Origin of the sequence: Nocardia sp. NPDC058058, assembly GCF_042885355.1 — a bacterium.
Lineage (GTDB): Bacteria > Actinomycetota > Actinomycetes > Mycobacteriales > Mycobacteriaceae > Nocardia.
In genome coordinates this window covers 189,910-210,502 of record NZ_JBHVSA010000004.1, presented here as the reverse complement: position 1 = coordinate 210,502, position 20,593 = coordinate 189,910, and the positions used below count along the sequence as shown (strand labels likewise).

The 20,593-nt window shown below is 67.8% G+C and carries 22 protein-coding genes; 15 read left to right on the top strand and 7 right to left on the bottom strand.

The window, feature by feature from the left end:
- Window positions 1-7: 7 nt before the first annotated feature.
- Window positions 8-781 (top strand): crotonase/enoyl-CoA hydratase family protein, encoded by a 774-nt coding sequence (locus tag ACFVUS_RS31995; RefSeq protein WP_387775090.1) that lies wholly within the window; start codon window positions 8-10, stop codon window positions 779-781.
- A 59-nt stretch (window positions 782-840) separates the two neighbouring features.
- A complete protein-coding gene (locus ACFVUS_RS31990; RefSeq protein WP_387775087.1) occupies window positions 841-2,118 on the top strand; it encodes a hypothetical protein in 1,278 nt (425 codons plus the stop codon).
- A 179-nt stretch (window positions 2,119-2,297) separates the two neighbouring features.
- Here the strand turns inward: ACFVUS_RS31990 and ACFVUS_RS31985 are convergent, their stop codons facing one another.
- Window positions 2,298-2,987 (bottom strand): pyridoxamine 5'-phosphate oxidase family protein, encoded by a 690-nt coding sequence (locus tag ACFVUS_RS31985; protein ID WP_387775084.1) that lies wholly within the window; start codon window positions 2,985-2,987, stop codon window positions 2,298-2,300.
- 83 nt (window positions 2,988-3,070) lie between these two features.
- On the opposite strand from ACFVUS_RS31985, the gene ACFVUS_RS31980 reads away from it, so the two are divergent.
- The 4 genes from ACFVUS_RS31980 (at window position 3,071) to ACFVUS_RS31965 (ending at window position 7,350) form a co-directional block, all read left to right on the top strand.
- Complete coding sequence (locus tag ACFVUS_RS31980) at window positions 3,071-3,805, top strand: DUF4184 family protein (protein WP_387775081.1); 735 nt, start codon at window positions 3,071-3,073, stop codon at window positions 3,803-3,805.
- A gap of 102 nt (window positions 3,806-3,907) precedes the next feature.
- Window positions 3,908-5,437: a PLP-dependent aminotransferase family protein gene (locus ACFVUS_RS31975; RefSeq protein WP_387775078.1), complete on the top strand. Its 1,530-nt coding sequence runs from the start codon at window positions 3,908-3,910 to the stop codon at window positions 5,435-5,437.
- Window positions 5,434-5,679, top strand: coding sequence for a DUF2630 family protein (locus tag ACFVUS_RS31970; protein ID WP_387775075.1), 246 nt, complete (start codon window positions 5,434-5,436; stop codon window positions 5,677-5,679). The genes ACFVUS_RS31975 and ACFVUS_RS31970 overlap by 4 nt, the downstream gene beginning before the upstream one ends.
- Window positions 5,680-5,838: 159 nt before the next feature.
- A complete protein-coding gene (locus ACFVUS_RS31965) occupies window positions 5,839-7,350 on the top strand; it encodes a carboxylesterase/lipase family protein (RefSeq protein WP_387775072.1) in 1,512 nt (503 codons plus the stop codon).
- A 117-nt stretch (window positions 7,351-7,467) separates the two neighbouring features.
- On the opposite strand, the gene ACFVUS_RS31960 is transcribed toward ACFVUS_RS31965, so the two are convergent.
- Window positions 7,468-8,334 (bottom strand): Fpg/Nei family DNA glycosylase, encoded by an 867-nt coding sequence (locus ACFVUS_RS31960; RefSeq protein WP_387775069.1) that lies wholly within the window; start codon window positions 8,332-8,334, stop codon window positions 7,468-7,470.
- A gap of 101 nt (window positions 8,335-8,435) precedes the next feature.
- Here ACFVUS_RS31960 and ligA point away from each other — a divergent pair, with 101 nt between their 5' ends.
- Window positions 8,436-10,427, top strand: a complete 1,992-nt coding sequence (gene ligA / locus ACFVUS_RS31955) for an NAD-dependent DNA ligase LigA (protein ID WP_387775066.1) — start codon at window positions 8,436-8,438, stop codon at window positions 10,425-10,427.
- A 5-nt stretch (window positions 10,428-10,432) separates the two neighbouring features.
- Here the strand turns inward: ligA and ACFVUS_RS31950 are convergent, their stop codons facing one another.
- From ACFVUS_RS31950 to ACFVUS_RS31940, 3 genes are all read right to left on the bottom strand, one after another.
- Window positions 10,433-11,326: an RNA polymerase sigma-70 factor gene (locus ACFVUS_RS31950; RefSeq protein ID WP_387775063.1), complete on the bottom strand. Its 894-nt coding sequence runs from the start codon at window positions 11,324-11,326 to the stop codon at window positions 10,433-10,435.
- A 24-nt stretch (window positions 11,327-11,350) separates the two neighbouring features.
- Window positions 11,351-11,728 carry a DoxX family protein gene (locus tag ACFVUS_RS31945; RefSeq protein WP_387775060.1) on the bottom strand — a complete coding sequence of 126 codons (378 nt, stop codon included), beginning with the start codon at window positions 11,726-11,728 and terminating at the stop codon, window positions 11,351-11,353.
- 101 nt (window positions 11,729-11,829) lie between these two features.
- The gene (locus ACFVUS_RS31940) at window positions 11,830-12,144 is read right to left on the bottom strand and encodes a helix-turn-helix transcriptional regulator (protein WP_364642502.1); all 315 of its coding nucleotides are present in this window, start codon (window positions 12,142-12,144) and stop codon (window positions 11,830-11,832) included.
- Window positions 12,145-12,225: 81 nt separating this feature from the next.
- Between ACFVUS_RS31940 and ACFVUS_RS31935 the strand changes: the two genes are divergently transcribed.
- Complete coding sequence (locus tag ACFVUS_RS31935) at window positions 12,226-12,996, top strand: glucose 1-dehydrogenase (protein ID WP_387775057.1); 771 nt, start codon at window positions 12,226-12,228, stop codon at window positions 12,994-12,996.
- A 63-nt stretch (window positions 12,997-13,059) separates the two neighbouring features.
- On the opposite strand, the gene cobF is transcribed toward ACFVUS_RS31935, so the two are convergent.
- Entirely contained in the window at window positions 13,060-13,824 is a 765-nt protein-coding gene (cobF, locus tag ACFVUS_RS31930) for a precorrin-6A synthase (deacetylating) (protein ID WP_387775054.1), read from the bottom strand.
- Window positions 13,825-13,922: 98 nt separating this feature from the next.
- On the opposite strand from cobF, the gene ACFVUS_RS31925 reads away from it, so the two are divergent.
- The 7 genes from ACFVUS_RS31925 (at window position 13,923) to ACFVUS_RS31895 (ending at window position 18,768) form a co-directional block, all read left to right on the top strand.
- The gene (locus tag ACFVUS_RS31925; protein WP_387778397.1) at window positions 13,923-14,726 is read left to right on the top strand and encodes a thymidylate synthase; all 804 of its coding nucleotides are present in this window, start codon (window positions 13,923-13,925) and stop codon (window positions 14,724-14,726) included.
- The gene (locus tag ACFVUS_RS31920) at window positions 14,723-15,211 is read left to right on the top strand and encodes a dihydrofolate reductase (RefSeq protein WP_387775051.1); all 489 of its coding nucleotides are present in this window, start codon (window positions 14,723-14,725) and stop codon (window positions 15,209-15,211) included. The genes ACFVUS_RS31925 and ACFVUS_RS31920 overlap by 4 nt, the downstream gene beginning before the upstream one ends.
- Window positions 15,212-15,342: 131 nt before the next feature.
- Window positions 15,343-15,669 (top strand): cupin domain-containing protein, encoded by a 327-nt coding sequence (locus ACFVUS_RS31915; RefSeq protein ID WP_387775048.1) that lies wholly within the window; start codon window positions 15,343-15,345, stop codon window positions 15,667-15,669.
- Between the two features lie 125 nt (window positions 15,670-15,794).
- Window positions 15,795-16,805 carry a Dyp-type peroxidase gene (locus ACFVUS_RS31910; protein ID WP_387775045.1) on the top strand — a complete coding sequence of 337 codons (1,011 nt, stop codon included), beginning with the start codon at window positions 15,795-15,797 and terminating at the stop codon, window positions 16,803-16,805.
- A gap of 3 nt (window positions 16,806-16,808) precedes the next feature.
- Window positions 16,809-17,606, top strand: coding sequence for a family 1 encapsulin nanocompartment shell protein (locus tag ACFVUS_RS31905; RefSeq protein ID WP_387775042.1), 798 nt, complete (start codon window positions 16,809-16,811; stop codon window positions 17,604-17,606).
- Between the two features lie 207 nt (window positions 17,607-17,813).
- A complete protein-coding gene (locus ACFVUS_RS31900; RefSeq protein WP_387775039.1) occupies window positions 17,814-18,344 on the top strand; it encodes a hypothetical protein in 531 nt (176 codons plus the stop codon).
- A 25-nt stretch (window positions 18,345-18,369) separates the two neighbouring features.
- Window positions 18,370-18,768 (top strand): NUDIX domain-containing protein, encoded by a 399-nt coding sequence (locus ACFVUS_RS31895; protein WP_387775036.1) that lies wholly within the window; start codon window positions 18,370-18,372, stop codon window positions 18,766-18,768.
- Here the strand turns inward: ACFVUS_RS31895 and ACFVUS_RS31890 are convergent.
- A complete protein-coding gene (locus ACFVUS_RS31890) occupies window positions 18,718-20,394 on the bottom strand; it encodes an MFS transporter (RefSeq protein WP_387775033.1) in 1,677 nt (558 codons plus the stop codon). The genes ACFVUS_RS31895 and ACFVUS_RS31890 overlap by 51 nt on opposite strands.
- Between the last annotated feature and the right edge of the window lie 199 nt (window positions 20,395-20,593).

Below are 20,593 nucleotides of genomic sequence, written 5' to 3'. Positions count from 1 at the left end.
ACGGCGTATGGTCGAGCCCGTGAGCGTACGAGTCGAACGCAATGGCCCCGTGACCACCGTGATCCTGCACCGCCCCGAGGCCCGCAATGCCGTCGACGGACCCACCGCCCGAGCCCTGGCCGACGCCTTCCGCGAGTTCGACGCCGATCCGGACGCGGCGGTCGCGGTGCTCTGGGGCGACGGCGGCACCTTCTGCGCCGGAGCCGACCTGAAGGGGCTCGGCACCGAACGCTCCAATGTCGTCACCGAGGACGGCGACGGCCCCATGGGCCCCACCCGCATGGTGCTGTCCAAACCCGTCATCGCCGCCGTCTCCGGCTACGCGGTCGCGGGCGGACTGGAACTCGCGCTCTGGTGCGATCTGCGAATTGCGGAGCAGGACAGCACCTTCGGCGTCTTCTGCCGCCGCTGGGGCGTCCCGCTCATCGACGGCGGCACCGTCCGGCTGCCGCGCATCATCGGCCACGGCCGCGCCATGGACCTGATCCTCACCGGCCGCGCCGTCTCCGCCACCGAGGCGCTCCAGATCGGCCTGGCCACCCGGGTGGTGCCGAACGGCGAATCCCGCCGCGCCGCAGAGGAACTCGCCCTGCAACTGGCCGCCCTGCCGCAAACCTGCCTGCGCTCGGACCGTATGTCCGCGCTGGAACAGGACGGCTTGGACGAGCCCGCCGCCATCTCCAACGAACTCCGCCACGGCCTGAAAGCCCTGGCCGACGGCGCTTTGGACGGCGCGCAGCGCTTCGCCTCCGGCGCCGGACGGCACGGTCAGCCCAGCTGACCGGCCGCCGCACCTCGCGGCGGGCGGATACCCGGCCGGGACCGGTACGCTGCGCTGCGATGGATCGGCTGAGTGTGGTGGACGAGATGTTCCTGCGCGCGCATCGGGGCATGGGTACCCCGATCGCGTTGCAGGGGATTTGGCGTACCGCCGATCCGGTCGACCGGGAACTACTGGAACGGATTCACGCGGCCCTGCGAACGGGCCCGCTGGGTCGGCGGGTGATCCGCTCCCGGGTGCCCGGGGCACGGCCGCGCTGGCAGACCACGGCGTGGGCGCATCCGCCCGCACTCACCGAGACCGCGATTCCCGCTGCGGCACTGCTGGATTGGGCCGACACCCAGGGCGATGACCTCGATCCCGAGAGCGGCCCGGGCTGGCGGGTATCCGCGACCGAACTGCTCGAGGGCGGCTGCGCCATGTCGCTGACCTGTTCGCACGCACTCGCGGACGGCCGCGCGCTCACCCTCGCCATCGATCACGCACTGACGGGCACCCCGCTGGCCGCACCCATTGCGGGACATACGGATTGGGCGGACGCCCGCCGACAGTGGGCCACCGTCCTGGGCGGCACCGCCCGCGCGCTGCGCCACGGCTTGCCGAAACGCCCGGAGCCGCCGCGCGATCGGATAGCACTGTCATCGATCGACGGGACGGCATCGCTCGACAGGACGGCACTGCCGACCGGTGGTCGTTCCGAGCCGATCACCCGCAGCGCGATCGTGCAGATCTCGGCGCGGGAGTGGAATCGGGTAGCGGTCGCCCACGACGGCACCGCGAACAGCCTCTTCGTGCACATCATCGCGAATATGCTGTGGGACAGCGGATTCGGGGATTCCACCATCACCGCCAGCCTGCCCGTCGACACCCGGGACGAACCGCGCGTGGACAATGACATGGCCATGACCGAAATCGCCATCACCCGCGATGACACCCCCGCCACCCTGCGCCGCAAGGCCCGCGCCGCCTACGAACACCGCATGACCAGTCCCGGCGGCATCCCGGAGGAACTCCTCCAGGTCATCCCCGATCGCTGGGCCTACGCCCTGGCCAAGGGCGCGGGCGAACGAGACATCCTGTGCTCCAATATCGGAACCCTCCCGGACTCCCTGCTGTCCCTGGGCCCGCACCCCTGCACCGGCGTCGCCGCCCGCGCCATCCACCCCGGCCTGCGCCCCGACCGTCTCCCCCGCACCCGCATCTCCGGCTACCTCACCCGCATAGCCGACGCCTACACCCTCTCGGTCGTAAGCCTCGACCCCGACGCCGCCCAATCCCCCGCCGCCCTGGCAGACAAGGCCCTGGCAGACCTCGGCCTCACCGGAACTCGCTGGTAGACCACCGAATCCATTGGAATGCAGGCTGTACCACGCGGACCCGATCCGGTGGCCAGTCGGATGGCCCGCCGGGTCAGGCCGTCCGGGCCGGGCAGAGTCGGCATGCCGGGCTTACTCCACCCCGTCATCCCGGCATGCTTTTGGCCGGGATCCACACCCGCGATTGACGCCCGCCCGCGTCAGAATCCCGCGCTGACACTCTCCGCACCGCGTGCCCGAACATATTCCGGCACTTCGATTCCCGCCGCGAGATCGGCCGAATCGATCGGGGCGTCCCAGACCTGCCGCAGCGGCAGTACGCCCGCCCAGGCCACACCAGCCGCGATATCGGATTCCTCATCACGCGGTCCGCCGGTGCGCATTTTCACCGATGCCTCGGTGAGGTCGAGGGCGAGCACCATGGTGGCGGCCATTTCCTTCTTGTTCGGTGAGCGCACCGCATCCCACGCACCGGGGGCCACGTGCTCCACGATCACGCGCAGGCCGTGCATGCGCTCCTCCGGATCGGTGAGTTCCACCGGGCGGGCGTGGATTACGGCCGAGCGGTAGTTCATGGAGAAGTGCATGGCCGAGCGCGCGTAGACCACACCGTCCAGGTGTGTGACAGCGATGGACACATCGCCGGTCATGGCGGCGCGCAGGTTGCCCGCACCCGTGGAGCCGTGCAGATACAACGTATCGCCCTCGCGCCCATAGGTCGTGGGGATCACGACGGGGCTGCCGCCGAGCAGCACACCGAGGTGGCAGAGCAGCCCGGCGTCGAGCACCGCGTCGAGTTCGGCGCGATCGGTGGCTCCGCGCTCCTTGGAGCGGTTGAGCGCACTGCGCGGGGTGGGTGACAATGGCGTCCGGGTCGCTGGCTCGGTCATATGACCAGCATCGCGCGCGCATTGGCATTACTGAATAGCCAATTCGAGGCGATAATCGAGGACCACTTTCCGGGGGAGCAATCGTGCCGTTCACACTCGCGCATCCGGCCGCGGTGCTGCCGCTGGCCCGCAGGCTCTGGCTCCCCGGCCTGGTGGCGGGCAGTATCGCCCCGGATATGCCGTACTACCTCCCGATCGGCGTGGATGGCGAGCTGACCCATGAGCTGTCCGGACTGCCGGTCGATCTATTGCTCGGAGTGGCCCTGCTCGCGCTGGGCCGGATTCTGCACCGCCCGGTACTGGCACTGCTCGGCAAGTCGGCCACGCCGAGCCGAACCAGCTGGTGGCGCGCCATGGCCGCCGTCGTGGTCGGAGCGCTGACGCATCTCGCCTGGGACGCGTTCACCCATACGGACGGTGTTGCCGTCCGGAACTGGGAGCCGATGCGCGAATCGGTGGTCGGCCCGCATCGCGTGTACAACGTGATCGGCTATCTCTCCTCCGCGGGCGGATTGCTCGTCCTGGCCTGGTTCGCCGTGCGCCGGTTCCGCCGCGCCGCGCCCGGACCGATAGCCGCGCAAAGGAAATGGGTGGTCACGGGGATCGCGGCCGCCGCGATACTCGGCGCGGCCGTCGCCGCCACCGACCCGGTGGTGAACGTCAGCCTGTATGACCACGTCCGGCAATTGCTTGTCGGCGCAATGCGCGGTGCGGCAGCGTCTTTCGCGCTCTGGGTAGCGCTGGTTACCGTAAGGGACTGGCGTATCGGACGTTTCGAAGCACAGCGCAGCCGAGACAAGATCAACTCGATCGAATGAACCGTTCCGGTTCATAAACTGTTGTACATCAAATTATTCCACAGTTATCCACAGTATTTGCAAAGCACCGCAACAGATTTCGGGGTCCTACCCTGATTGGGCATGACCCACGCCACCCGCTCGGCCACCGCGAAACACCACCCCGCACTCACCGCTGACCGCACTCGGCAGTGGCAAGCTGAACCCGACTGGATTCCGGACTACGGGGAGACCACTTTCATGACGGAGGCGGGCAAAAACCGTGCGGTGGTGGTCGACGACCTACCGCTGGTTGTCGACCGCGACTCGAGCGTGCCGCTCGCGATGCAGGTCGCGGACGGTCTGCGCGGAGCGGCGACCACCGGTGCGCTGCGCGGCGGGGATCGGCTGCCGTCCTCACGGGAGCTGGCGGTGCGACTCGGGGTGAGCCGAACCGTGGTCACCGCCGCCTATGACCAGTTGCACGCCGAGGGCTGGCTCAGTGGACGGCACGGGTCCGGGACGTATCTGACCGCAGCGCCGGAACCGGTGGCGGCACCGGAGATCACATCCCGGCAGGCCGATCCGACCGTCGGACTGCTCGATCTGGGTGCGGGCGCACCGTGCGTGGAGGTGATCGATCAGGCGGCCTGGCGACGCGCCTGGCGCGCGGTCGCGGATCGAAATCCCCTGGTGCGCAGGGACCGTGCGGGCGAACCCGACTATCGCGCGGCGGTCGCCGAACATCTGCTCCGTCATCGCGGACTGGTGGCCGGAAGCGGCAGCGTGGTGCTGGCCACGGCCGGAACCAGTACGGCGGTCGGCGAACTCGCGGCCGCGCTACTGCGACCCGGTGACGTGGCGGCCATCGAGGATCCCGGCTATTCGCGGGCGGCCGGGGCATTCCAGGCGGCGGGCATCCGCCTGGTCCCGGTACCGGTGGATGCCGACGGCTTGCGCGTCGATCAGCTGCCCCTGGATGCCAAGATGGTGTATTGCACTCCCGCACACCAGTTTCCGCTGGGCGCGCGCATGCCCGCCGCCCGCCGCATCGAACTCGTCGAATTCGCCCGGCGCACCGGCGCTCTCATCATCGAGGACGATTACGACGGCGAATTGCGCTACGACACCTCACCTTTGCCGCTGCTGGCGGCGCTGGCTCCGGAACTGGTCGTGCACCTGGGCACCACCAGCAAGATCCTCACCCCCACCCTCGGCGTTGGCTGGCTGGTGGCGGCCCCGGCGGTCACCGACGCGGTCCGCGCGCATCGCGAACTCACCGGCACCGGCCCCTCTCCCGCGGGGCAGCAGGTCGTGGCGGAGTTCGCCCGCACCGGCGATCTGGCCCGGCACCTGCGCCGGCTGCGCCGCGAGATGCCGCCGCGCCGCGCACTGGTCGCCGACGAACTGCGCCGCCGCGGTCTCGAGGTGCGCGGCGATGACGCGGGCTCGCATCTGCTGGTGCCGCTGGCCACCGCCGCCCAGGAGGAGGCTGTCGTCGCGGCGGCGGCGCGGGCCGGGGTCTATCTCGACGGTCTGGGCCGCTATACCCGCGGCCCGCGCCAGAACTTCGGCATCGCGCTCGGTTATGCCGCGCTGTCCCGGGCCGAACTCCCGGTCGCGGTGCGGTTGGCCGGGGATGCGCTGGCGCACGTCGTACAGTGGAGCCCATGAGCGAACAGGACATCCTCGCGCGCATCAAAACCCTGGTCGACCAGGAACACGAGCTCCGCACCAAGAACACGCAGGGCGAGATCGACCCGGAGACCGAACGCCGTCAGCTCGCCGAGCTCGAGGTCGCGCTCGACCAGTGCTGGGATCTGCTGCGCCAGCGCCGCGCCCGCATCGACCAGGGCCGCAATCCGGAGGAGGCGCAGTCCAATTCCGCCCGCCAGGTAGAGGGCTACTTGCAATAACTCCGACCGTGTCCCGGGTCGCCCCGACCGGGGGCGGCTGTAGCCGCCCCGGCTCCGGATGACCGTGCAGCCCAGGCCCCAGGGCGCCCATCATCACCCGGGGTGGAGCTGGCCGAATTTCGCGGTCGGCCCGCCCGGGGACCCCGCTACCATCGGTTGATGGTGGCAACAGTCGATATCAAGACCGCGGACGGCGTCGTGCGCGGTTCCCAGGGCCGCCGCGTATCACGCTGGCGGTCCATTCCTTTCGCGGCGCCCCCGGTGGGCGAATTCCGTTTCCGGGCGCCGCAGCCCGTATCGCCGTGGAGCGGGGTGCGGGACGCCACCGAATTCGGTTTCGCCGCAATGCAACACCGGCGCGGCGCGCAGATCGGGGCGCGGCAGCAGCAGCCCACGGGTGAGGACTGTCTGACGCTCAATGTCACCGCGCCGAACGCGCCGTCATCCACACCGCGACCGGTGCTGGTGTTCATTCACGGCGGCGGTTACTTCATCGGCACCTCCGCGCTGGGCCTGTATTCGGGCGCGCGACTGGCCGTGCGCGGTGATGTGATCGTGGTATCGATGAACTACCGCCTCGGCGCGTTCGGATATGTCGATTTCAGCGAATACTCCACGCCCACAGCCACATTCGATACCAATCTGGGTCTGCGCGATCAGGTGGCGGCCCTGGAGTGGGTGCGGCGCAATATCGCCGCTTTCGGCGGCGATCCCGGCAATGTCACCATTTTCGGCGAATCCGCCGGAGCGCACGCGGTGCTCGCGCTGATGGCCGCGCCCGCCGCGGCCGGACTCTTCCACCGGGGTATCTCACAGAGTCCGCCCGCCGATTGGGGGCCGTCGCAGGCCGATGCCAGGTTGTTCGCGCGCCGCTGTCTGGACAAGCTCGGCGTTGACCCGGCGGACGCCGCCGACGCGCTGCTCACCGCGCGCCCCAATGACATTCGCCGGGCGGTGGATCGCGCGGTCAACGAGGTGATGCGCACCCAGCCCGGTATCTTCCCCGCCGCACCCGAGGTCGACGGCGATTTTCTGCCGCAGTCCATTCCGGATGCCTTCACCGACGGCAACGCGCATCGGGTGCCGTTGATCATCGGCACCAATCGGGATGAGGGCACGCTCTTCGTGCGCTTCGACGACACCCTGCCCACCACCCCCGAACGCATTCGCAAGGTGTTGAAGCAGGCGGGCGGCGATGCCGAATCCCGGGTCACCGCGGCCTATCCCGGCTTCCCGGACCGCAAGACGACCGTGCGCATGGGCGGCGATTACACCTTCTGGCGACCGTCGCTCACGGTCATGGCGGGCCACAGCCGCTTCGCCCCGACGTACGCGTACCGCTACGATTTCGCCCCGCGCACCATGCAACTCGCGGGTTTCGGCGCGACGCACGCGCTGGATCTGATCCCGGTCTTCGGCGCGACCACCACCCCGGTCGGCCGGGCGCTCACCGCCGCCGGTGGCGGCCGCGGCTTCCGCGCGGTTTCCCGCCAATTCCAAGACAATTGGCTGTCCTTCGCCCGTACCGGCGCTCCCCTGCCGAACTGGCCCGCCTACACCGAGGACCGCCGCGCCACCATGATCATCGACTACCCGTCCCGGGTCGAGAACGATCCCGAACGCGCGAAACGCCTTGCCTGGCAAGGGGTCCACCTACCCGCACTGGTCTGACGGATTCCCGGGACGATCACCGCTCGGGCGGCGGCGTCGCCAGGTCTGCGCTGCGCGCGGCGATCGGATCACCGCGCGCGAAGGCCGGGTACATCAGTCCTGTCCGCGGCTGCGAAATTACTTGAGCAGACGCGACATTCGACGATCGGCGAGCACCTTGCCGCCGGTCTGACAGGTGGCGCAGTACTGAAAAGACTTGTCCGCGTAGGCGACTTCGCGCACGGTATCGCCGCAGACGGGGCAGGGTAGGCCGGTGCGGCCGTGCACCTGCATTCCGGATCGCTTCTCGCCCTTGAGGCGTGCGGCGTCCTGGCCGACCGAGCGTGCGATGGCGTCGGCCAGGATCTCGCGCGTGGTGGCGTACAACCGCGCCACCTGCTGCTGATCCAGCGTCGAGGAATTGGCGAACGGTGAGAGCTTCGCGGTGTGCAGGATCTCGTCCGAGTAGGCGTTCCCGATTCCGGCGATCAGCGTCTGATCGGTGAGCGCGTTCTTGATCCGCTGCGTCGTGCCCTTCAGGATCTCCGCGAATTCCGGCTCCCCCACCACCATGGCGTCGGGTCCGAGCCGGGCGATACTGGGCACCAGCTGCGGATCCGGCACGATCCACACCGCCAGCCGCTTCTTGGTCCCCGCCTCGGTGAGATCGAACGCGGGCGTATCCCCCTCGGGCGTGAAGAAATGCACCCGCAGCGCGAGCGGCCCCTTCCCCGGTTTGGGCGGTGTCGCGGACGGATCATCGATCCACCGCAACCACCCCCCGCGCGATAGATGGGTGATCAACCACAGCCCATCGCACTCGAGTCCGAGATGCTTGCCCCAATGTCCCGCCCCGGTGACATCCCGCCCCGATAGCGCGGTCGCCGGTGGATCGAAGGTCTTGAGCACACTGAGCGCCGCGACATCGACCCGTCCCACGACCGCACCCACCGCATGCGCGCTCAAAAACTGCTCGAGCGCCACAATTTCTGGTAGCTCCGGCACACCCGCAGCCTACCGACCACCCCCGACATCCGCAGTGGTCACACGCGTCGTCGCAGGGATGCGGCGGCGGAACGTCGGTGGGTATCGGTAACGTCCGGTCTGTGGAAATTGGGGAACGTATCGAAGAGCTCGCGGGCCGGATTGTGGCGCTGCGCGATTCCTACTATCAGGGCTCGCCGCTGGTCGCGGACGCCGAATACGACGCGATCGAGGATGAGCTACGGGGGCTGATCGCGGCGCATCCGGAGCTGACGCCGGATCCGAATCCGCTGGATCAGGTCGGCGCACCGTCGGTGCTGCACGCACCCGTGCGGCATGCGCGGCCGATGCTCTCGCTGGAGAAATCGACCACGCCCGAGCAGGTGGCGGCGTTCTTCGATCGCTTCCCGGGGCAGTCGGTGGTGGTGATGCCCAAGCTCGACGGGTTGTCGCTGTCACTGGTCTTCGAGGACGGGCGGCTGGCGCGGGCGGTGACCCGCGGTGACGGCACCACCGGTGACGATGTGACCCCGCTGGTGCGGGCGCTGGTCGACGGCGTTCCGGAGAAGATCGATGCCGAGGGGCGGGTGGAGGTGCGCGGTGAGGCGGTCATGCTGCGCTCCACCTTCACCGCCTACAACGTGGCGCATCCGGACAAGCCGCTGATCAATCCGCGCAATGCGGCGGCGGGCACGCTGCGCGCGAAGGATCCCGCGACCGTGGCCGAGCGGCGTTTGCAGTTCTTCGGCTTCGATCTCGATACCGAGACCGATGACGCCGCGGTCGATCTGGAGGAGGGCCTGCGCGCGCTCGGTATCGCCGGTGCGCGGATGCGGCACTGCGATGACGCCGAACAGGCGCAGGCCGCGATCACCGCGATCGAGCAGGGTCGCAATGATCTGGATTACGACCTGGACGGCGCGGTGCTGCGGCTGGCCGATCGGGATGCGTACGCGGCGGCCGGAACCCGTTCGAATTCGCCGCGCGGCGCGCTGGCGTTCAAGTTCGCCGCCGAGGAGAAGACCACGCTGTTGCGCGAGGTCATCTGGGATGTCGGCAAAACCGGCAAGATCGTCCCGGTGGCCTGGCTGGAGCCGGTCTTCGTGGGCGGCACCACGGTCACCAAGGCGACGCTCGCCAATCAGGAGGTGATTCGCGCCCGCGATATCAAGGTCGGTGACACGGTGCTGGTGCGCCGCGCGGGCGATGTGATCCCGTTCGTCGCCGGTGTGCTCGATGCCGCCAAGCGCACGGGCGCGGAGATCGAGATCGTCCCGCCGACGGTGTGCCCGTCCTGCGCGCAGCCGGTGACCGAACAGGGCAATAGCCGAGAACTGTTCTGCACCAACGTTTCCTGCCCGGCGCAGACGGTGCGGCGGCTCATTCACTGGGCATCGCGCGCGGCTGCGGATATCGATGCCATCGGCGGGGTGTGGATCGAACGCCTCGCGGAGGCGGGCGATCTGGAGAACCCGTCCGACTTCTACACCCTCACCAAGGAGCGCCTGCTCGAATTCGACCGCGTCGGTGAGGTTTCGGCGCAGCGCATGATCGATTCCATCGATGCCAGCCGCGAGGTCGGCCTGCGCCGCGCCCTGATCGGCCTGGCCATTCCGATGGCCTCGGACGGCACCGCCGCCCGCCTGGCTCGGTCCGGATTCGGCTCGCTGGAGGAGGTCGCCGACTCCGATGAGGAACGCCTGGTGGCCGTCGAGGATATCGGCCCGAAGGTCGCGGCCTCCCTGGTCGCCCACCTCACCCGGCTGCGCCCCGAACTGGATCGCCTGCGCGGTCTCGGCGTCAATCTCGATGTGCGCGAAGAGGATCTGCCCCCGGTCATCGCCGCGGGCGCACCCCTGACCGGCAAGACCGTGGTCATCACCGGTGCGATCGCCGACCCCCGCTCCGGCGAGAAGGTCGCCCGGCCCACCTTCCAGCGCCTCTGCGAAAAGGCCGGGGCCACAGCGGCTTCCTCGGTCTCGGCGAACACCGACATGCTCATCACCGGCGCGGGCGTGGGTGACAGCAAGCTCGCCAAGGCCGAGAAGCTCGGCGTCGAGGTCGTCGATCAGGGCGAGATCTGGAACCTGCTGATCGAAGCCAAGGTCGTCTAGCGGGGTCAGCGACTCAGCGTGTTCGCGCGCTCCATGCCGGAGAGCTTCTCCGGATTGCGCATGTAGTAGAGGCCCACGACGCGGTCACCGTCGACGCGCAGGGACATGACACCGTCGAGCTCACCGTCCAGGTGCAAGGCCAGCGCCGGATTGCCATTGGCCACAATGGGTTCGACGGTGAGCACGGCGGTGGATTTGCCGATGCCGCCGACGATGAACCGGGCCACGTTCTCGTAGCCGATGACCGGCCGCAGCGCGGCCTGTTTGAGGCCGCCGCCATCGCTGAGCAGCACCACATCGGGTGCGAGCACATCCAGCAGCCCCTGCGGATTCCCGGTTTCGAGCGCCTGCCGGAATGATTCCAGCGCCGCCCGCGTCTGATCCGCCGAGGCCACCGCGCGCGGGCGGCGGGCCTGTACATGCCCCCGGGCGCGATGTGCGATCTGCCGCACGGCCGCGGGGGTCTTGCCGACGGCCTCGGCGATCTCGTCGTGGCCGACGTCGAAGACCTCGCGCAGGACGAAGACCACGCGTTCGGTGGGCGACAGGGTTTCCAGCACCAGCAGCAGCGCCGTCGAAACGCTCTCGGCGAGTTCGACATCCAGTGCCACATCCGGCGTGGTCAGCAGCGGTTCCGGCAGCCACGGTCCGATATAGGACTCCCGGCGGCGGCTCAGCGTGCGCAAGCGGTTGAGCGCCTGCCTGGTGGTGATGCGCACCAGATAGGCGCGTTGATCGAGCACCTGCCCGAGATCCACCTCGGCCCAGCGCAGCCAGGTCTCCTGCACGATGTCCTCGGCGTCGGCCGCCGAACCGAGCATTTCGTAGGCGACGGTGAAGAGCAGATTGCGGTGCGCGACGAAGGCCGCGGTGGCCGGATCGGTGACTGGGTCGCGCACGGCGGAGTCCTTCTTCGAGGTCGATCAGAAGGGCGCGATACCGAAGCGCCCCACCACAATGAACACGGCGAGCGCGAGGTAGATCAAGTTCAGCACCACCACGGGCCCGTCGTGGTGCCGCAGGTGGGTGATGATCGCGCCGATCATGAGCGCGATCCAGCAGGCCGCGGTCACTGGCACCAGCACCGGTGCGATATCGAGCACGGCAGGCAGGATCAGCCCGGCGGCGGCGAGGATCTCGACGAGTCCGAGCGCCTTGACCGCCCCCGCGCTGACGCCCGCGGTCCATTGCCCGCCCGGCGCTTCGGCCAGCTTCGCCTGCGGCATGACGGTTTTGATGGTGCCGCTCATCAGGGCGACGAAGGCCAGCAGGCCGGTGGCGATCCACAGTGCGACGTTCATGGCGTTTCTCCTCTATCGGGGTGTTCGGGCACAAGACACCGCGTCGCATAGCGCTGTGACAGCGGGTGAGCCAGATCACTCGGATCGGGAGAAACGGCAGTTCAGACCTCGGCGTCGCGGCGTGCCGCGTCCAGTAGGGTGTCGAGCAGACCCGGGAACCGGGCGTCGAGGTCGTCGCGCCGCAGGGATTGGAAGGTTTCGCGGCCGCAGGGGCGTTGCCAGATGAGCCCGGCATCGCGCAGCACCCGATAGTGATGGGTCAGATTGGATTTGGGAACGCCGTCGATGATCGAGCCGCAGGTGTGCTCGCCGCCGTCCTGCAGCGCCTGCACGATTTGCAGCCGGAGCGGATTCCCCACGGCGGCAAGGACGTTCGCCAGCTGGATCTGCGATCGTTCCGGATGTGCCGTCATCATGCCCCCACGATACCTCCACTGTTGACAAACAGTTGAACTGTACGTAAGTCTTTGAACAATACGACAGTAGGAGGATTCGCCATGCCAGCCAACGGTTCCAGGTTCGACGGCAAGATCGCGCTCATTACCGGCGGCAGCAGCGGAATGGGCCTGGCCACCGCGCGCCGACTGCTGGACGAGGGCGCGAGCGTGGTCATCACCGGTCGGGACAAGGCTCGATTGGATGCCGCCGTGCAGGAGTTGAACGCCGGGGATCGAGTGCTGGCCGTACCGGGCGATGCCGCGAGCATCGCCGATCTGGAACTGCTCGCGGCGGCGATCGCGAACCGCTTCGGACACCTCGACGTGGTCTTCGCGAACGCGGGAATCGGTGCGTTCCAAGCGTTCACCGATGTCACCGAGGCCGAGTACCACCGGGTGCTGGACAGCAATTTCAAGAGCGTCTTCTTCACCATCCAGCAGGCGCTGCCGCTGCTCGCCGACAATGGATCGATCGTGATCAACGCGTCCTTCGCGCTGCACCGCGGCAGTCCGGGCGCGGCGCTGTACTCGGCGACCAAGGCGGCCGTGCACAATCTGGCCCGCACCCTGGCATCGGAGCTGTCCCCGCGCGGTATCCGGGTCAATTCGGTGAGCCCCGGCTACACCGCCACCCCCGCCTTCTTCGCCGAGGCCTCCCCCGAGATCCAGGCGTCGGTGACCGTGGGCGTCCCCGCGGCGCGCCTGGGCACCTCCGAGGATGTGGCGGCCGCGGTCGCGTTCCTGGCCTCCGCGGAAGCCGCCTACATCACCGCTCAGGATCTGCTGGTCGACGGCGGCCTGATCACCGCGACCTCGGCCGCGCAGATCTAGTCGCGCAACCCAGCTCTGGTCACGCCACCCAGCTCGAGTCGCCGGCTCAGCTGTCGTCCTCGCTCAGCCGTTGCGCCGCAGCGCGTAGATATCCATGATCCAGCCCTTGGATTCGCGCAGCGCGGCGCGGCGGCGGGTGATGCGGCCCTCCACGATGCGCAGCGGTCCCTCGATGATGGCCTCATCGGGCATGCCCAGGTACGCACCCCACCAGATGTAGATGTCATCGCCGGGGATCTGGGTGAACGAGCAGTCCCCGTCCAGCATCACCAGCGTGGATTGCCCTGTGGCCAAACCCTCTTCGCGCAAACGCCGCCCGGTGGTGATGTGCAGCGGTTCCCCGATTTCGTGCAGCACCATGCGATGCGCGGCGGCCAGCGCCTGCACGCTGGTGATGCCGGGAATCACCTCGTAGTCGAAGCCGACGCGCCCGCGCTCGAGCACCCGTTCGACCACGCGCAGCGTGCTGTCGTACAGCGAGGGATCGCCCCACACCAGAATCGCGCCGACGCCTTCGGTTTCCGCGAAGGCCTGCTCCAGCAGTCCGGCCCGCGCCTCATGCCAATCCTGCACGACCCCGCGATAGGCACTGTCCGCGCCGACCCCGGGCACGCTGCGGTCACGCGGCGGATCGAGCACCTGCACCACCCGGTGCGGCTGCTCCGCGTATTCGGCCAGGATCCGCGCCCGGACGTCCTCCAGTTCCCGCTTCTCGGCCCCTTTGCCGATGACGAAGAACACGTCCGTGCGGCGCATGGCCTTGACGGCCTGCACCGTCACCTGGTCCGGATCACCGGCGCCGATTCCGATCACATAGAGCTTGCGCACAGCGCCACAGCATGCCAGGCGGGAAGGGTGTCATACGCGAGGGCGGGGCGTGCGTAAGGTTGGCAAGCGTGGACAGCGCCTCTCGAGACCCCCAGAGCATCGCCCCGCATGACACCCAATACGAGGATCTGCTGCGGCTGGTGCTGGATTCCGGCACCCCGAAGGCGGATCGCACGGGTACCGGCACCCGCAGTATTTTCGGGCATCAGCTGCGCTATGACCTGTCCCAGGGCTTTCCGCTGATCACCACCAAGAAGGTGCATCTCAAATCCATCGTCTACGAGTTGCTGTGGTTCCTGCGCGGTGATTCGAATGTGAAGTGGCTCAGGGAGCACGGGGTCACCATCTGGGACGAATGGGCGGACGCCGATGGCGATCTCGGCCCGGTCTACGGCGTGCAGTGGCGGTCCTGGCCGACGCCGGACGGCACCCATATCGATCAGATCTCCCAGGTGCTGCAAACGCTGCGCACCGATCCGGATTCGCGGCGGATGATCGTATCGGCGTGGAATGTCGCCGATTTGGACAAGATGGCGCTGGCGCCCTGCCACGCGTTCTTCCAGTTCTACGTGGCCGACGGCAAACTCTCCTGCCAGCTGTATCAGCGCAGCGCGGATCTGTTCCTGGGCGTGCCGTTCAATATCGCGAGTTACGCACTGCTGACGATGATGGTGGCGCAGCAGACCGAGCTGCTGCCCGGTGAATTCATCTGGACCGGCGGCGATGTACACATCTACGACAATCACGTCACGCAGGTGCGCGAACAGCTGACCCGCGAGCCGTATCCGTTCCCGAAATTGCATCTGCGCCCCGCGCCGACGCTGTTCGATTACGCCTACGAGGATGTGGAAATCCAGGGCTACCAACACCATCCGGCCATCAAGGCCGCGGTGGCGGTGTGAGCAGACGGGTCGGGCTGATCTGGGCCCAAACCCCCGACGGGGTAATCGGTTTGGATAACACCATTCCCTGGCGGGTGCCCGAGGATATGGCGCATTTCAAGGATGTCACCTGGGGTCATCCGGTGGTGATGGGGCGGCGCACCTGGGATTCGCTGCCCGAGCGTTTCCGGCCGCTGGACGGCCGCCGCAATATCGTGGTGACGCGGCAAACGGATTGGGCCGCACCGGGAGCCGAGCGGGCGGGTTCGCTCGAGGACGCGCTCGAAGCGAGCGGTGACGGCCCGGTGTGGGTGATGGGCGGCGGCGAGATCTACCGCGCCGCAATGCCGTTCGCCACCGAACTGATGGTCACCGAGGTGGACGCGGAGATAGCGGGCGATTGCTATGCCCCCGCCATCGGCCCGGAATGGTCCGCCGCGCCGGAGCCCTGGCGCGAATCCGCGAAGGGTCCGCGTTTCCGTTTCCGCCGGTATCGCCGCGCCTGACCGAATTCGGGGCCGGATACCGGTAACGCGCGTATTCCACCTCTGCCAATTCCTGCAACGAACGGCCCAATCTGCCGGTCGCTCCGGAAGTAGTCCGGCATACTCACGGATACTCCGGCGAAAGGCAGTCCATGGACAAGAAGTCGCTGACCGCGGTCGCTCGCCAGCAACTGAAGCTGGCCGCGACGGCATCGAGCGGACGCAGTTCGCTCACCATCTACGGCGGTCACGCGCACAGCCTGCGCCAGACGGTGATCGCCATGACCGCCGGGCAGAGCCTGGCGGAGCACGAGAACCCGGGCGAGGCCACCATGGTGGTGCTCAGCGGGGTGCTGTCGTTGATCAGCGGCGCGAACGAATGGAAGGGTTCGGCCGGCGATCTGCTGGTCATCCCGAACGCGCGGCACAGCGTGAAGGCCATCGACGATGTGGCCTTCCTGCTCACCGTGGCCAAGTGAGCGACGGCACCCGGCCGCATCGGTGAGGCCGCGACCTGGCGGTACGCCGCCGGTTCCGGATGATCCGGCAGACACGGGGCAACCGGGCGGACGGTCTGTCGGCGTGGCGCTCTAGGCTGGAGCGCATGGGTGAGCCGCAGCCAATCCTCGACCCGCTGACACCCGCCGCGATCTTCCTCGTCGCCACGATCGACGAGGGTGGCGAGGCGGCGGTGCGCGACCTGCTCGCAGATCTGCCCGGATTACGCCGGTCCATCGGCTTCCGGGTACCGGGTTCCGGACTGGCCTGCAATACCAGTATCGGTTCCGATGCCTGGGATCGTCTTTTCGCCGGTGCGAAACCGGCTGAGCTGCACGAGTTTCCGGGGTACGTGGGCGATCGTCATCAAGCCCCCGTCACCCCGGGTGATCTGCTCTTCCATATCAAGGCCGAAAACCAGGACGCCTGTTTCGAATTGGCGATGGCCATCGGTGACAGGCTGGCCGGTGCGGGCACGATCGTCGATCAGACGGTCGGCTTCCGCTATTTCGAACAGCGCGATCTGCTCGGATTCGTGGACGGCACAGAGAATCCCGAGGGTCAGCTCGCGGTGTCGTCCGCGCTGGTCGGCGCCGCGGATCCCGAATTCGCCGGTGGCAGTTATGTGATCGTGCAGAAGTACCTGCACAATCTCGGCGACTGGAAAGCGCTCTCGGTCGAAGAGCAGGAGCGGGTGATCGGCCGCACCAAACTCGACGACTATGAACTCTCCGATGCCGACAAGCCCGCGAATTCGCATGTGGCCGTGAATGATCAGGACGACAACGGCACCGTCATGCGTGCCAATATGCCGTTCGGCAGTGTCAAGGACGGCGAGTTCGGCACCTATTACATCGCCTATTCGGCCACGCCCGCGGTCACCGAGCTGATGCTCGAGCGCATGTTCTTGGGCACCGATGAGGCCGCCTACGACCGCATTCTGGATTTCTCCACCGCAATAACGGGTACCTCGTTCTTCGCGCCACCCCTGGCGTTCTTCGACGCGCTGCCGGACGCACCCGCGCCCGCGGCCGTGGCAGACCGGGAATCTCCGGCAACCAACGGTGTTGTCTCCCACGATGGTTCCCTCGGAATCGGCACGTTGAAAAGGAGCTGAAGCATGAACAACCTCCACCGGGAACTCGCGCCGATAACCTCTTCCGCCTGGTCGGCGATCGAAGAGGAAGCGACGCGAACCTTCAAGCGGCACATCGCCGGTCGACGCGTGGTCGATGTGTCCGGCCCGCACGGCACGGATTACTCCGCGGTGGGCGCGGGCCGCACCGCCGAGATCACCTCCCCCGGTGACGGGGTGCAGGCGCGCCAGCGCGTGGTGGTGCCGCTGGTGGAGCTGCGGGTGCCGTTCACGCTGTCCCGCGATGAGCTCGACAATGTGGAGCGCGGTGCCAAGGACACCGATCTGGACGCGGTGAAGGAGGCGGCCAAGCGCATCGCCTTCGCCGAGGACCGGGCGCTGTTCGAGGGCTATCCGGCCGCCGGAATCGTCGGCATCCGAGCCAGCACGTCCTGCGAACCGGTGAAACTGCCGGGTGATCCGAAGCTGGCCCCGGAGGCGGTCACCCAGGCGCTGAGCAAGCTGCGGCTGGCGGGCGTGGACGGGCCGTATTCGGTGCTGCTGTCCGCCGATCTGTACACGGCGGTCAGCGAGACCTCCGATCACGGTCATCCGATCCGCACCCATATCGAGCGGCTCATCGACGGCGACATCATCTGGGCTCCGGCCATCGACGGCGCGTTCGTACTGTCCACGCGCGGTGGCGATTTCGATCTCCAGATCGGCCAGGACCTGTCCATCGGCTATCTCTCGCACGATGCCGAATCGGTGCAGCTCTACTTCCAGGAGAGCCTGACCTTCCTGGTCTACACCGCCGAAGCGGCAGTCGCCCTGGAGGCGTAGCCCACGTCCTTCCGGAGGCGTAGCCCCCTCGTCCTTCCGGAGGCGTAGCCCCCTCGTCATCCCGGCATGCTTTTGGCCGGGATCCATCCGATGCGGCGGATCAGCCGACGAGTGTGGATCCCGGCCAAAAGCGCGCCGGGATGACGGGGTGCTGCCACGCCCGCTTACCGGTAGCGTGACGCGCAGCACATGAGGTGGAGGCGCGGGATGACGATGGTGCGGGCCGGTGTGGTGCCGGGACGGCGAGCGGCCTGGTACGGCGTGGCCGGGGTGCTGGTCACCGCCGGGATCTGCGGGATCGTGGTCGGGATGTTCGGGGTGAATCGGGTGTTCACCGGTTTGCTGCTGGGCGTCGCGGCGGGGATCTCGCTGCTGTTCCTGTTGTTCGGGCGCGACGGTGTGGTGCTGACCGATCAGTCGATCGTGCGGCGCACGCCGTGGAGCGCCTCGACGCTGGCGTGGGATCGGGTGGTGGCGGGCCGGTTCGCGCTCGATGAGAACGCGCGCTGGTCGCTGGCGCTGGATCTCAATGACGGTGACGAACCGCATCACGAACTGGTGCTGCTGTCCATCCCGCCGGTGGTGAAACCCATCGGCAGCGCCTATGACATGCGTAAACGCGAGCAGGTCAATGAGATTCGCGGCATGCTGCGCAGCAAGCGGATTCCGATCACCGTACTGCCGGAGATCGCCGACGCGCTCACCCTGCACTGGCGTTTGGCCCCGCCGACGCGCTGATTCGCGCCTCGGTAGGGTCGATGCCGTGATTCGCACAGCGGCACTGGCCTATATCCGGGATCGTCGTCTGCTGCAGACCAGGTCCACCGGTAAGGACGTCTTCTACATGGCGGGCGGCAAGATCGATCCGGGTGAGACCCCGGAGTCGGCGCTGCACCGCGAGATTCGCGAGGAGCTGGGCGTCGGCGCGGTCGAAGTCGCCGAACTCGGCATCTTCGAGGCGGAGGCGTACGGGCACGCGCCCGGCACCCGCCTGCATATGACCTGTTTCCTGGGTGAGCTCACCGAGGAGCCGCGGCCCTCCGGGGAGATCGCGGAGCTGCGCTATTTCACCCTCGCCGAATACCGGGCGATGGATCATGTCGCGCCGGGTTCACTCCTGGTCTTTCAGCGGCTGCACGCCCTCGGCCTGATCGACGCCTGATTCGGCGCTGCCGGTGTCGCTGTCGGTCAGCGCGTCCGGCGAGCGGTACGGAATGCGGGTGGCCGCGGCCAGGCCGATCAGCAGGAACAGCGCTGCCGCAAGCAAAGTGGTGCGGGTGGCGTCGGTGAAGCCGCGCTCCAGCGCGTCCAGCACCGCGGCCGCGCTCTCGTGATCGCGCACCCCGGAGATGGTGCCGCCGGCCGATTCCCGGGTGGCGGTGGCGAGGGTGTCGGCGGCGCTCGCGGGCAGATCCTTGACGTCCTCGAGCCGTTTCGGCAGATCATTGCCCAGCGCCACCGAGAGCAGTGCGCCGATCACCGCGATACCGAAGGCGGAGCCGACCTGTCGCACCGTGCTCTGCGTCGCCGAGCCCTGACCGGAATTCTCGGGTGGCACATCGGCGAGCACGATTCCGGTCAATTGCGCCGAGGCCATACCCAATCCGATGCCGTAGCCGATCAGCAGCACCGCCAGCCACCAGCCGGAGATGTGCGGGGTGACGAACAGCGCCGCCAGCGCGATCGCGATCGCCTCGAAGGCCAGGCCGAGCCGCACCACCCGCACCGGTCCGACCTTGCGCACGATGCCCTCGGCGATGCCCGCCGCCAGGAATGCCCCGACCGCCATCGCCGCGAGCACGAAACCCGCACCGAGCGTGGAGAATCCGAGCACGTTCACCATGAAAAGCGGTAGTACGAACAGCAATCCGAATTCGCCGAGCGAGACCGCGAACGCGGTGACATTGCCCCATCGAAAACTCGGTATCAGGAACAACTTCGGATCCAGCAGCGCCGAGCGCCCGATCAGATTGCGGTGTTGCTCCCAGCGGATGAACAGCACCAGCGCCAGCACCCCGAGCGCGATGAAGACCGGAATCGGCGAGACCCACGCGGTCTCGGACCAGCGGAACCCGGGCATCGGGAACTCGCGCAGCGGTTTCCACCAGCCGTAGGTCTGGCCCTCGATGAGCGCGAACACCAGCAGTGCGAAACCGGCCGCGCTGAGCAGGAATCCGTCCACGTCCAGTCCGGGCGCGGCCTTACCCATGCGGGTCTCGGGCACGAACAGGAACAGTCCGATGAGCACCACCGCGCCCAGCGGGATATTGACCAGGAAGATCCACGGCCAGGTGAACGAGGTGGTGAGCCAACCACCGAGCAGCGGTCCGATGGCCGCCACACCGGAGATGACCGAACCCCACACCGCGAAGGCGATGACCCGATCCCGGCCCCGGAACAGCGCGTTCATGGTGGCGAGCGTGCCCGGCATGACCCCGGCCGCACCGATGCCCTGTACGACGCGTCCCCAGAGCAGTGGCCAGGCGCTGGTCGCCGACGCCGAGAGCACGCTGCCGACCAGGAAGATCAGCACGCCGAGGGCGAACATATTGCGCCGCCCGAAGCGGTCGCCGAGTCGCCCGGCGGTGATGAGCAGTGCGGCCAGCACCACCGCGTAGATGCTGGTAACCCATTGCGCCTGGGTGAAATTCAAACCCAGTTGGTCGATGATGACCGGCAGTGAGACCGAGACGATGGTGCCGTCCAGCACCACCATGGAGAGCCCGAGCGCCAGTACACCGAGCGTGATCCATTTCTTGCGACCCAGGTCCAGCTGCACTTCCGTCATTCGTCGCTCCCGCCGCGCAGGGACAGCCGTCCGAAAAATCGGTATCTCGCAGTAGCCATCGAGGTGCCGGATGGCCGTTGCTAAGTGTATGTGCAACCCGTTGGACAGCGGCCCAAGGTGACGAGACGGTTACCTCTTTCCGGAAAATGGCCCGTTCAGGGCCGTATACCGAATCCAATGAGCACATGCCGGTACGGCG